10 protein-coding genes are annotated in these 11,656 nt (G+C 69.7%); all 10 read right to left on the reverse strand.

Annotation, left to right across the window (positions count from 1 at the left end):
- Positions 1 to 76: 76 nt before the first annotated feature.
- The 10 genes from BLT78_RS01760 to BLT78_RS01805 all read right to left on the reverse strand — a co-directional run bounded on the left by BLT78_RS01760 (position 77) and on the right by BLT78_RS01805 (position 11,651).
- The gene (locus BLT78_RS01760) at positions 77 to 1,366 is read right to left on the reverse strand and encodes a purine-cytosine permease family protein (protein WP_231975676.1); all 1,290 of its coding nucleotides are present in this window, start codon (positions 1,364 to 1,366) and stop codon (positions 77 to 79) included.
- A gap of 236 nt (positions 1,367 to 1,602) precedes the next feature.
- Positions 1,603 to 3,042, reverse strand: coding sequence for a hypothetical protein (locus BLT78_RS01765; protein WP_090347329.1), 1,440 nt, complete (start codon positions 3,040 to 3,042; stop codon positions 1,603 to 1,605).
- Positions 3,039 to 4,346: a ParA family protein gene (locus BLT78_RS01770; protein WP_090347330.1), complete on the reverse strand. Its 1,308-nt coding sequence runs from the start codon at positions 4,344 to 4,346 to the stop codon at positions 3,039 to 3,041. Before BLT78_RS01770 ends, BLT78_RS01765 begins: the two co-directional genes overlap by 4 nt.
- Positions 4,343 to 4,759, reverse strand: a complete 417-nt coding sequence (locus BLT78_RS01775) for an SAM-dependent methyltransferase (RefSeq protein WP_090347331.1) — start codon at positions 4,757 to 4,759, stop codon at positions 4,343 to 4,345. The genes BLT78_RS01770 and BLT78_RS01775 overlap by 4 nt, the downstream gene beginning before the upstream one ends.
- 65 nt (positions 4,760 to 4,824) lie before the next feature.
- Positions 4,825 to 6,498 (reverse strand): BatD family protein, encoded by a 1,674-nt coding sequence (locus tag BLT78_RS01780; RefSeq protein WP_090347332.1) that lies wholly within the window; start codon positions 6,496 to 6,498, stop codon positions 4,825 to 4,827.
- Entirely contained in the window at positions 6,470 to 8,221 is a 1,752-nt protein-coding gene (locus BLT78_RS01785) for a VWA domain-containing protein (RefSeq protein WP_090347333.1), read from the reverse strand. The genes BLT78_RS01780 and BLT78_RS01785 overlap by 29 nt, the downstream gene beginning before the upstream one ends.
- The gene (locus BLT78_RS01790; RefSeq protein WP_090347334.1) at positions 8,218 to 9,228 is read right to left on the reverse strand and encodes a vWA domain-containing protein; all 1,011 of its coding nucleotides are present in this window, start codon (positions 9,226 to 9,228) and stop codon (positions 8,218 to 8,220) included. The genes BLT78_RS01785 and BLT78_RS01790 overlap by 4 nt, the downstream gene beginning before the upstream one ends.
- Positions 9,221 to 9,727 carry a DUF4381 domain-containing protein gene (locus tag BLT78_RS01795; RefSeq protein WP_090347335.1) on the reverse strand — a complete coding sequence of 169 codons (507 nt, stop codon included), beginning with the start codon at positions 9,725 to 9,727 and terminating at the stop codon, positions 9,221 to 9,223. Before BLT78_RS01795 ends, BLT78_RS01790 begins: the two co-directional genes overlap by 8 nt.
- A complete protein-coding gene (locus tag BLT78_RS01800) occupies positions 9,724 to 10,683 on the reverse strand; it encodes a DUF58 domain-containing protein (RefSeq protein ID WP_090347336.1) in 960 nt (319 codons plus the stop codon). The genes BLT78_RS01795 and BLT78_RS01800 overlap by 4 nt, the downstream gene beginning before the upstream one ends.
- 8 nt (positions 10,684 to 10,691) lie before the next feature.
- On the reverse strand, positions 10,692 to 11,651 hold the full coding sequence (locus BLT78_RS01805) for an AAA family ATPase (protein ID WP_090347337.1): 960 nt from the start codon (positions 11,649 to 11,651) through the stop codon (positions 10,692 to 10,694).
- Between the last annotated feature and the right edge of the window lie 5 nt (positions 11,652 to 11,656).

Consider the following 11,656-nt stretch of genomic DNA (forward strand, 5'->3'; position numbering starts at 1 on the left):
CACACCGGAAGCGCACCGCCGGGAGGCGGCGCGTTCCGTGATGGGGAAGATAGGCAGGCGGGCGCCTGCCCCAGGCTCAGAGGCTGTCGGTGCCGGCCGACCAGGCGCGGCGGCGGCCGCTGGCCAGCAGGCGGTAGCCGGCGAAGGCGACGACGAAGGTGGCTGGCGCCGAGAAGGTCGCCAGGCTGGCGTCGCCGGCCTTGAGCAGGACGATGCCGGTCGCGGCGGCGGCGAACCAGGCGAGCAGGCCGCGGGCGTCGATGGCCGGCAGGCTGGCGTCGTCGGCCACGGGCACGCCGCGGGCGGCGAAGATGTGCGCCAGGGCGATGGCCACCCAGGCGACGATGAAGATGCTCTGCCAGGCCAGCGCCTGGAGGATGTAGCTGAACACGTCGAAGCGCATCAGCAGGTAGACAGTGAGGCCGGTGAGCGCCGCCCACACCACGTAGGGCACGCGACCGAGGCCGAGGCTGGCGCCCAGCGCCTGCAGGTTGGTGGCGCCGAGGAAGAAGTTGCCGGTGTTGATGCGCGTCTGGGTGACCCACACGAACAGCAGGCCCCAGAGGCCCATCAACTGGACGATCGACAGCACCACCGACACCTCGCTGACACCGCCCTCGGTGGGGATGGTGGCGGCGAGGAAGATCCCGGCCAGGCCGTTGAGCAGGAAGGCCACCGCGTAGAACGGCATGCCGAAGTTGACGCGCGCGTGGTAGTCGCTGTCCTCGGCGCGGCCGAAGCGGGCGTAGTCCCAGGTGTACATCATCAGCACCCAGACGCCCATGAAGTAGGTGAAGCAGTTCCACCAGCCGTACGCGGGCGCGCCGCCTTCCGGCGCCAGCTCCAGCCAGGCGGAGGAATAGCCGTACTGGTCCACCGCCATCAGCAGCGCCGCGACCAGGCCGAGCAGGTACAGCGGCAGCAGCACGCCGTTGAGCTTGTCCAGCCAGCGCATGGCGTGGCCGAAGATCAGCAGCACGCTGTACACCACCACGATCAGGTAGGCCTGCCCGAGGCTCACCGCGCCGGCGTAGTGGTTGAGCGCCACGGCCATCACCGAGCCCTCGAAGGCGGCGTAGTAGATGGCGGTGGCGCTGAACAGCAGGGTCGCCAGCGCGGCGCCGGCGCGGCCGAACAGATGGCGCGAGAACTGCGCCACCGACAGTCCGCAGGCGATGGCGTAGCGGCTGATCACCGCGTTGATCGCCCCGTAGCAGACCACCGACAGCAGCAGGCCGATGATCGCGTTGCGCGTGCCGAAGCCCATCGCCAGGGCGGCGCCGACCACCAGGTAGAACATCGCGCTGCAGATGCCCCACCAGGCCATGGTCAGCGAGCCGCGGCTGAGACGTTGATCGAGGGGCACCGCGCTATCGGTACCCGAATGCTGGTTTGCAGGTTTTCCGGCCATGACAGATCTCTTGTTGTTGTTGGAAGAAGCGAGAGGTCATGACAGTAGAAAAATCGGCGCGTCCGGGCTTGCCGCTGCGGGCCCGGGCTTTTGTCGCTGGGTGTACTGGAATGGCGCGGCATTTGCCGCGCGGGGTATGGCAAGTAGGGGCAACTGTGCGAATGACTGGTGTGAGGCTACAGCAAGCGTCTTTATTGCTTGCTACTTGGCTTGACCCCACCCCGTCGGCCCAGCCCGAAGCCGACGCGGTACAGGTCGGGCATGTCGATCCGGCCATCCTTCTTGCGCTCGAGCAGACCGAGGCGCTGCAGGTCTTCACAAATGCCGTCCCAGCCGCGTTCGGCATGCTGTGGTGGGAGGCGATCATCCAGCGAGGCAGAGGCCGGCCCGGACGGGAAGGCATCTTGCCAGCGCTCCAGAATCAGCTCGTAGTTGCAGGGCACAGTGAGACCTTTCAGGCATCCGAGGAAGGTCCTGATCCACGGAAACTCTTCGGCAAGTTCTTCGACCCGATTGTCCGATGCCTCTCGAATTCCACGCTTGATGCTTTCGTGGTGGATTGGCAGCTCTTCGGCCGAATAGCGCTGAACCGAATCTTCTACCGCCTGGCGGATGGCGGCCAGGAACGAGCGTGGTGAGGTCTGACCACGGCCATCGGCCAGATGACTGACGGACCAGATATAGGGCACGCCTCGACGAGGATCACGTCCCATCCATGGGCCGGCCAGTTTCTCGAATAGGGTGCGTTGCAGCGGTGTTTCCCGGCGTGCTTCATCGGGCAGTTGCCAGATGCCTTCACGTTGGCTCGGCTGGCAGCCCGCGACAGTCTGGAAAAGGGTGCGCAGCTGTTCACCCGCGCTATCGGGTGCATTGATCAGGCGCTGCCAGAGCAGACCATGCAGGTCGTGACGCTCCCAGTTCAGGGTGGCCCGGCTGGCCAGCAGTTTGGAGGCGTCCGCGAAGTTGGTCACATTGCGCTCCATCTGGTCTTCCCGCAGGAAGACCTTGGCATGCAGATGCGAAAAGGACTTCAGCCAGAGGGCGGCTTCCAGCAGGCCGCGCACGATTTCGTCCATGCTGCGCCAGTCGTTACTGGTGCGGTCCAGTGCATCGAATACAAACAGGGCATGGCGGTTCTCACCAGCGAATTTCTGGTTGGCCTGCACCATCAGCCGGGAAACGTCTTCCGGGTTCTGTTTCAGCCATTCGACTCGCGCCGGCCACCGGGAGGCCGGTAGCGGGTGGTCGAGCCGCTCGGCAAGCCAGTGCAGGATGACGGTGCGCCAGATGTCATAGGGTGCATGACCGGCCGTCCGTAGCTGGAAAAAGCTGTCGCGGTTCGGATGTCGGTCGATGTTCTCATTGAGCGAAAAGCCGATGCAAACCTCGGCCCGGTCCAGCTGGCGCACGCTGCTGCCGATCAGACTGCGCAGCCCGCTATCACCCAGCACTGCAGTCCAGAAGGACTTGCCGACTCCCCGCCCCCCGACCACCAGTGTCGACTCCAGATTGAGCGCCTTGATGTGTGCCGGAGGAATGTACAGGTTGCTGGCTGCCGGGGTTTCCCCGTAGTTGCTGGTTTCCAGCTGAGCTTCCAGCATTGCCTCTCGAAGGGCTTGGGCCTGGGTCATGCGTCTGTCCGGGTCTTTTGCTGAACGAATGCGGAAATGTACTGGATGAGTTCGGCAAAGACATGGTCGACCTGCCGCTGATCCAGACTGCCCATCCGCTCATGGAGTGATTGCAGGGCAAAAAAACCCCGATTCCAGCTGATCGGCAGGGGATAGTGCTGGCCGGTGATGTCGTCGACATCGAATGTCCAGCAATTCTCGCCTATCTCCCCTGCGGGGATTTCATCGTAGAGCGCTTCGAGAAACAGCTCGTGGCTGCGTTCGCGCAGGCCATCGAAGTACTCGGTGCGACGTTCGTCATCCGGCAGCATGGCGCCGACCACCTTCAGGCGCTCACGAATGGTCGGAGCGACATCGTACTGCTGCCAGTGCTCGAACAGGATGCGATAGCCTGTCCAGGTCTGCTCGCCGTCGATGGCAAACAGCAATACCAGGCCGGCTCCCAGATCGGTCACGCAGCTGGAGGCCACTTCGTCGATGCCTGCGCGCGAGTCGAGCAGGATCACGTCGGGACGATGGCTTTGCTCCAGCTCGGCAATCAGGCGAGACAGGCGTGTCGACCAGCCTTCGCGGTTGCCATCGGCGAACACCTTGGGCATCCATACCCGTCCGAGCTTGTTGATGTATTCCCCGGGATGGCTGCCGTGTGCGGGCACGACCCGAATTTCGCCATCATGGCTCAATGGGCTGATGCTGACCATTTCTCCCAAGATTGCCGCGCCATTATCGACCAGATCCTCGACCAGCCAGTCGGTGATGCCGAAGGCCGGTCGGTAGTCCTCCGGCAGCAGGGCCGAGGACAGGCCCGGCGATTCCAGGTCCAGGTCAAGCACCAGTACCCGCTTGCCGGCTTGCGCTAGTGACCAGGCTGTCGCCGCCAGTGCGGTCGAGCGGCCTACTCCTCCCTTGATGGAAAAGAACACGATGCGGGGAGCACCTGTGGACTTGGCGGATATGCGTGCCCAGTCGCCTTCGGTAGCCAGCCGGTCGACAACCCACACCTGCGGGAAATCGCGCAGGGAGAAGCTCGGGGCGTCGCTTCTGGCCTGCTGCAGATCATCTTCGAACAGGATTGCGCGCTCCACCGGCCAGGCATGTGGCCCGAGCCGTTCAGCCAGTTGCGCGCAGATGTCCTTCAGTGCCTGTATGGCTTGTGGATCGCTGCGGACCGTCTCCAGAGCGATCAACCGTACCCGGCCATTGAGATCACGGTTGATCAGCAATTCTCCGATGGTGTGCAGGTTGGGTGCGCTCTGCTGTAGAACAGCATGAATGGTGGTCAGAATCTGGTCGAAAGTGCTCATAGCAGCCCCTCACGTCTGGCCTTGCGAATCAGGTTGCAGACAAGCTCGGCGCCGGTCCGGTGATCGGTCACACGTGGCGTACTGAAACCCGCCTGGCTGGAATAGCGCTGCGAGGCATGCCAGTTGGAAAAGGGGTTGTCAGATGGCAGGGCATAGCCCGTGCCTTGGCGATGCCCTGTCCGATAGTCTTCATAGCGCATCCAGAGCTTATCGACATGCTGCTGATCCTTTCTGTCAGAAGGGAGACTCTTCTGAAAGTCATATTTCATGCCAAACGCGAGCATCAGTCTCTTCAGGCCACACTCGGCGCTCATACCATATAGATGATCGGCATTCGCCAGTCGCTGATTGGTCAGCAGCAGTTCGGCATCCTGCCAGTGACGTTCATGGGCATCGAGAAAGTCGACCTGCATGAAGGCTCCTTGATGGGGGCGGTACGCTCGGTGCAGCCGATTATGGCATGCGAGCCCTCAAGCGCTCAGCGCGGATACAGCGGCGGCAGCGAGCCCGGCTTGGGCGGGCGGGCGCTGTCGCTCTGCGGCGGGGGCGGCAGGCTGCCGATCGCCTGCCACAGCGCCTCGCCCTGCCAGGAGTGGCCGCTGGCGCTGTACAGCGCGCCGTTGAGTCCGTCGAGGGCGTCGGACAGCGGCACGTAACGGGCGGCCATGTCGGCCAGGGTTTCCGGCTGCTGGCGCGCCCAGGCGTCGAGCGCCTGGCGGGTGGCCTGCGGGTCGTTGCCCTGGCAGGCGCGCCGCAGGTCGTCCTGCAGGGTACGCGGGCTGGGGCCGCTGGCGGCGGCGCGGATCACCGCCGGCAGGCGCCGCGCGCGCCACCACAGGCCGAAGCCGAGCAGGCTGGTCAGGCTCAGCAGGGCGGTGGCCAGTTGCCAGGGCCACAGCAGCACCTCGCCCTCGTTCAGGTCGGCCGGCAGCACCGGCGCGGTCTCGACGATCAGGCTCGGGTTGTCCTCCACCTCCAGGCTGTGCGCCGGCAGGCGGCTGCGCACCAGGCGGTCCTCGACGGTGTTCCACCACACCACCTCCAGCGCCGGTAGCTCGATACGCCCGGCGGCGGTGGGTACCAGGGCGACGCTTTCCTCGCGGCTGCCGATCAGCCCCTGGGCGCCCTGCCGGTTGTGCAGGCGCGGCTGCTCGGGGTAGCTGCGCAGCCACTGTTCCTGTTCCGGCGCCTTCAGCACCGGCAGCTGCGCGCTGGCCAGGCCTTCGGCGCGCAGCAGGATGCTGCGGGTCAGCGAGTCGCCGACGCGCAGCGTGCCCTGCGCGGGGCTCCAGTGTTCGCTGAGGGTCAGCACCCGCGCCGGCAGCCAGGGGGCTTCGGCCGGGTAGTCGGCCGGCTTGGGCTTGACCCGCAGGATCAGCTCCGGCGACTGCACCTGCAGCGGCTTGCCGCTGCGCGGACCGAACGGCTGGGCGCCGCCGTCGCCGGTGTCGAGCGCGGTGGCGTCGAAGCGCAGGGCGGGAATGCGCAGCTCGCCGCTGTGCTGGGGGAACAGTGCGTAGCGGGTCTCGATCACGCCGTGGCGCACGCCGTCGAGCATCACCTCGTGGGTGCGCGGCGCGCCCAGCGCCTCGACCCGCGCGTCGCCCAACTCCAGCGGGCTGAGCCGGCTGTCGTCGTAGAGGGGCACCGAGTGGTAGACGCGCAGGGTGAGGATGGCCTGGGCCTGCACGTAGACGCTGTCGCTGTCCAGGCTGGCGTCGATGAACACCGGGGCCTGGCTGGCGGCCGTCACCGGCCGGGCTTCGCTGACCTCCAGTTCGATGGCGGCCGAGCGCGCGCTGCCGACCTGCAGCGGCGGGATCAGCAGACGGCCGGCGATCTTCGGCTGCAGGCCGATCACCAGGCGGCTGTCGAGGTCGCCCGGAGCCTTGCCCTCGTCGTGGTAGGTCAGCAGGCGGGTGTCGAGCACCTCGAACTGCGCCGCCAGCACGCTCAGGTCGGGGCGTCCGCTCGGCGCGGGGTCGTCGCTCTCCAGGTTGAGCTCGACGATCTCGCCGACCGCCAGTTCGCTGCGGTCGACCCAGGCGCGCAACTGCTCGGCCCGCGCCGGCTGGCCGAGCAGCAGGAGCGCGGCGGCGAGCAGCAGGGCGTGGACGGCGCGGCTACGGAGACAGTGGGTCGTGGCGGTCATCGGGGGCTTCCTGACGGCGTTGCTGCTCGTACCAGAACTTGCGGCGCAGCAGTTCGGCCGGATTGTCGGGGATCTGGCGCAGCCATTGCTCCAGGGCCTGGCGCTGCTCGCCCTGCTCGGGCGCTGCGCCAGCCTGGGCGGCGGCCTCTGGCGTCGGGCTGGAGGCGCCGGCCAGGCGTTCGTCGCGGGCGGCGCCGGCGCCGAACAGCGGTGCGCTGACGGCGCCGGGATTCGTCTCCGGCTCGGCTTGCCCTGCGGGCGGCGTCGCCGCCGAGGCGCCGGTCTGTGGCGCCGGGCTGCCTGCGCCGGCGTCCTGCTGGCCGTTTGCGCCGTTCTGCGCGGCGGCGGCGGCCGCGGCCTGGCGCTCCTGCAGCAAGCGCTGGACCAGCGCGCGGTTGCTCTGGGCCGCCTGCAGCCGCGGCGCCAGGCGCAGTGCCTCGGCGTAGGCGTCCAGCGCGCCTTCCAGTTCGCCGCCCCGGGCCAGGGCGTTGCCACGGTTGTAGTGGGCGGCGGCGTCGCCGCTCTGGGCGAAGGCGTCGGCGGCGGCGGCGTAGTCGCCGGCCTGATAGTGGGCGATGCCGCGCCACTGCGGATCGACGAAGCGCTGCGCGGCCGCGGCCGGCGCGCCGGCCTCGAGCAGGCGGCGGCCCTGCTGGTCGGCGCGCCACCAGAGGTCGGCGAACTCGAAGGCGTAGGCCGGCGGCGGCTGGACCAGCAGCAGGGCGAAGGCGAACAGCCAGCCGCGGCGGCCGGCGCAGGCGGCCAGCAGGAGCAGCGGCAGCAGCAGCCAGTGGCCCTGGTCGGCCCAGCCGGCGAGGGCCTGCAGCTGACCGGCCGCTTCGCGGCGCCCGCCGCGCTGGCCGAGCAGGCCGAGGCTGGCGAGGTCGCCGTCGTCCAGGCGCAGGTTGCTGTAGCCGCCGTCCAGGCTGGCGGCGAAGGCGGCCAGCTGTTCGCCGGCCAGGCGCGGCAGGACGATGCCGCCGTCGGCGTCGCGCAGGAAGCCGCCATCCTCGAGGCGCACCGGCGCGCCGGCCGGGGTGCCGACGCCGAGCAGCAGCAGCGGGTTGTCGCGCCGTGCCAGGATGCCGCGGATGCCGCTCTGCTCGGCGACGGAGAGGCCGCCGGTGAGCAGCAGCAGGCGGCCCTGGCCGTTGGCGCCCTGGTCGAGCAGGGCGAGGGCGCGCTGCACGGCGAGGTCGGCGCGCTGGCCGGGCTCGGGCATCAGCGCGGGGGTCAGCGCGGCGAGCAGGTTCTGCGCGGTGGCCAGATCGTTGGACAGCGGCACCAGCACGTGGGCGCTGCCGGCGTAGACGACGATGGCGGTCTGCGCCTCGCCGCGCGCGGCGAGCAGGTCGAGCAGCTTGCGCCGCGCCACCTCCAGGCGACTGGGCGCCAGGTCCTCGGCGAGCATCGCCGGGGTCAGTTCGAGGATCGCCACCAGCGGATCGCTGCGCCGCTGCGCCGGCTGCTCCAGGCGCTCCCAGCCGGGGCCGAGCAGGGCCAGCAGGGCGAGCAGCCAGGCCAGGCCGAGCAGCAGCCACGGCCGGCGGTTCTGCCGGCCGCGCCCGCCGCGCAGCAGCCAGGGCTGGAAGGCCGGCGGCAGCAGCACCTGCCAGCGACCGAGGCGCTGCTTGCGGTGCCACAGGCGCCACAGCAGCCAGGCGCCGAGCGGCAGCAGGAGCAGCCAGAGCGGGCGGGCCAGGTGCGGTAGCAGCTCGTTCATCGGCGCCTCCGCTGCAGGCGTTGCGGCCAGTTCGGCCACAGGTCGTGCATCACCAGCAGCAGGCTGAGCAGCACGGCGGCGCCCAGTGGCCAGGGATACAGCGGCGCGGCGCGGTACACGGTGGTCGGTGCCTGGGTGACCGGCTCGAGCTGGTCGAGGGTCCGCGCGATGGCGCGCAGCTCGTCCGGCGAGCGCGCGCGGAAGTATTCGCCGCCGGTGATCGCCGCCAGCTCGCGCAGCAGCGGCTCGTCGAGGTCGAGGCCGGGATTGAGGCCGTACAGGCCGATGGCGCCGGCCTGCTCGGCATCGGCGCCGATGCCGATGGTGTAGATGGTCACCTGCTCGCCGGCGGCCAGCCGCGCGGCGGTCAGCGGTGCCACCTCGCCGCCGGTGTTGGCGCCGTCGGTGACCAGGATCAGCACGCGGCTGTCGGCCGGCTGCAGGCGCAGGCGCTTGACCGCCAGGCCGATGGCGTCGCCGATGGCGGTGTTCTTGCCGGCGATGCCGACCACCGCCTCCTCCAGCCACTGGCGCACGCTGTGGCGGTCGAAGGTCAGCGGCGCCTGCAGGTAGGCCTGGCTGCCGAACAGGATCAGGCCGAGGCGGTCGCCGTTGCGTCCGGCGATGAACTCGCCGAGCAGTTGTTGCACCAGGGTCAGGCGGCTGACCGTTTCGCCCTGCCAGTACATGTCGCGATAGTCCATGGAGCCGGAGACATCCACCGCCAGCAGCAGGTCGCGGCCGCTGGTCGGCAGCGGCAGCGGTTCGCCCAGCCACTGCGGGCGGGCGCTGGCCAGCACCAGCAGCAGCCAGAGCAGGGCGAACGGCGCCTGGCGCCGCCAGCCGGGCAGCTTCGGCCGGGCGCGGCGGCCGGCGAGGCTTTCCAGCTCGTCGAGGAAGGTCACCTTGAGCGCCGCCTCGCCGCTGTCGGCAGGCGGCAGCAGCTGGCGCAGCAGCCAGGGCAGCGGCAGCAGGAGGAACACCCAGGGCCAGGCGAACTCAAGCATGCTTGCGGATCCAGGTTTCCACCGCCTGCTGCAGGCCGTCGATGGCCTTGTCGTCCAGGCGGCAGTCGGCGCGGTAGGCGCCTTCGACGAGGATCATCCAGCGGGTCAGGCCGGCGGCCGGGCAGCGGTTGTCGAGGAACGCCAGCCAGGCGCGCCCGCTCAGGGTATGGCTGTGGCTGTCCGGGTAGTGCGCGCGGCACAGACGCTTGAGCAGGCCGTTGAGCGCCTGCAGCCAGGGGCCGGCCGGCGCGCCCTGGTAGGGCCGCGGCAGGCGGTTGAGTTCGTCGAGCGCGGCCTGGCGCTGCGGGTCGAGGCCGGGCGGCGGCGCGGCCGGCTCGACCGGGCGGTGCCACCAGGCGCGCAGGCGTTCACGCAGCAGCCAGAACGCGGCGCCGGCGCCGAGCAGCAGGGCGGCGAGCAGCCACCAGCCGGGCGCTGGCGGCCAGAACGGCGGCGGCGGCGGCAGGATCGGCGGGGCCAGCTGGTCGAGCGGGTTCATGCCGGCGGCGTCCCGGAGGCGGCGGGCTGCTGCGGCTCGACCAGTTCGCGCAGCTGCTCGATCAGTTCGCGCTGGGTGGACAGCGGCAGCAGCAGCACGCCGAGCTTCTGCGCCAGGCGCTGCCAGCGCAGCACGCGCGCGGCGGCGCGTTCGCGCCAGGTCTGGCGCAGCTCGGCATCCGCGGTGTCCAGCTCCAGGCGCGCGTGGGCGTCGGCGAAGCGCAGCAGGCCGGCGGCCGGCAGGGCGTGGTCGAGCGGGTCGGACAGCGGCAGCAGGATCAGGTCGCAGTGGCGGGCGAGCAGGGCCAGCTGCTGCTCGGCGACGTCGCCGAGGGCGCGCTCGTCGCAGATCACCAGCACCAGGCTACCCGGGCGCAGCACCTCGCGGGCGCGGCGCAGCGCCTGGCCGAGGCCCTCGCCGGTGGCTTCCTCGGCCAGCGGCGCGCCGAGCGCCTGGTTGGCGCGCACCAGGCGGCCGAGCAGCTGCAGCAGGCTCTGCTTGCTGCGCCGCGGACGGATCTCGCTGCACTGGCTGCCGGTGAACACCAGGCCGCCGATGCGGTCGTTGTGCGCCAGCGCGGCCCAGCCGAACAGCGCGGCGGTCTGCGCGGCGAGCACCGACTTGAAGCACAGGCCGCTGCCGAAGAACAGCCGCGGACTCTGCTCGACCAGCAGGAACACCGGGCGCTCGCGCTCCTCGTGGAACAGCTTGGTGTGCGGCTCGCGGGTGCGCGCGGTGACCCGCCAGTCGATGTTGCGCACGTCGTCGCCGGCCTGGTAGACGCGCACCTGGTCGAAGTCGACGCCGCGGCCGCGCAGCTTGGAGTGGTGCAGGCCGATCAGCGGGCTGCGCCGGCCGGGGCGGGAGAACAGCTGCACCTCGCCCAGGCGATGGCGCATTTCCAGCAGTTCGGCGAGGCTGACCATCACCCCCGGCGGCAGCATGTCGGCTTGCATGGCGCGCCTCAGGCCACCGCGACCAGGTCGAGGATGCGCTGCACCACGCGGTCCTGGTCGATGCCGGCGGCTTCCGCCTCGAATGACAGGATGACGCGGTGGCGCAGCACGTCGAACAGTACCGCCTGGATGTCCTCGGGGCTGACGAAGTCGCGCCCGGCCAGCCAGGCGTGGGCGCGCGCGCAGCGGTCGAGGGCGATCGAACCGCGCGGGCTGGCGCCCCAGGCGATCCACTCGGCCAGCTCGGCGTCGAAGCGCGCCGGGTGGCGGGTGGCCATGATCAGTTGCACCAGGTACTCCTCCACCGCGTCGGCCATGTACAGGCCGAGGATCTCGCGGCGCGCGGCGAAGATCGCCTCCTGGCTGACCCGCTGCTCGGGTTGCGCCTCGCCGGTGATCGCCTCGCCGCGCGCCTGCTGGAGGATCTTGCGTTCGACACCGGCGTCCGGGTAGCCGATCTTCACGTGCATCAGGAAGCGGTCGAGCTGCGCCTCGGGCAGCGGGTAGGTGCCTTCCTGCTCGATGGGGTTCTGCGTGGCCATCACCAGGAACAGCGGCGGCAGGCTGTAGGTGCTGCGGCCGATGCTGACCTGGCGTTCGGCCATCGCCTCGAGCAGCGCCGACTGCACCTTGGCCGGGGCGCGGTTGATCTCGTCGGCCAGCACCAGGTTGTGGAAGATCGGCCCCTGCTGGAACTCGAAACTGGTGGTTTCCGGGCGGTAGATCTCGGTACCGGTGATGTCCGCCGGCAACAGGTCGGGGGTGAACTGGATGCGGTGGAACTCGGCCTCCAGGCCCGCCGCCAGGTCCTTGATCGCCTTGGTCTTGGCCAGGCCCGGCGCGCCCTCGACCAGCAGGTGGCCGTCGGCGAGCAGGGTGATCAGCAGGCGCTCGACCAGCCGTTCCTGGCCGAGGATCTGGCTGGAGAGGTACTGGCGCAGGGCGATCAGGGCGTCGCGATGGGGCATGTCGG

The sequence above is a fragment of the Pseudomonas oryzae genome (assembly GCF_900104805.1).
In the GTDB taxonomy this organism is placed as follows: domain Bacteria; phylum Pseudomonadota; class Gammaproteobacteria; order Pseudomonadales; family Pseudomonadaceae; genus Geopseudomonas; species Geopseudomonas oryzae.

Excerpts from the sequence above, each read along its gene's own strand:
- BLT78_RS01790 (WP_090347334.1), bottom strand. The coding sequence starts at position 9,228 with ATGCTTGAGTTCGCCTGGCCCTGGGTGTTCCTCCTGCTGCCGCTGCCC.
- BLT78_RS01800 (WP_090347336.1), bottom strand. The coding sequence starts at position 10,683 with ATGCAAGCCGACATGCTGCCGCCGGGGGTGATGGTCAGCCTCGCCGAA.
- BLT78_RS01765 (WP_090347329.1), bottom strand. The coding sequence starts at position 3,042 with ATGACCCAGGCCCAAGCCCTTCGAGAGGCAATGCTGGAAGCTCAGCTG.
- BLT78_RS01785 (WP_090347333.1), bottom strand. The coding sequence starts at position 8,221 with ATGAACGAGCTGCTACCGCACCTGGCCCGCCCGCTCTGGCTGCTCCTG.
- BLT78_RS01780 (WP_090347332.1), bottom strand. The coding sequence starts at position 6,498 with ATGACCGCCACGACCCACTGTCTCCGTAGCCGCGCCGTCCACGCCCTG.
- BLT78_RS01795 (WP_090347335.1), bottom strand. The coding sequence starts at position 9,727 with ATGAACCCGCTCGACCAGCTGGCCCCGCCGATCCTGCCGCCGCCGCCG.
- BLT78_RS01805 (WP_090347337.1), bottom strand. The coding sequence starts at position 11,651 with ATGCCCCATCGCGACGCCCTGATCGCCCTGCGCCAGTACCTCTCCAGC.
- BLT78_RS01770 (WP_090347330.1), bottom strand. The coding sequence starts at position 4,346 with ATGAGCACTTTCGACCAGATTCTGACCACCATTCATGCTGTTCTACAG.
- BLT78_RS01775 (WP_090347331.1), bottom strand. The coding sequence starts at position 4,759 with ATGCAGGTCGACTTTCTCGATGCCCATGAACGTCACTGGCAGGATGCC.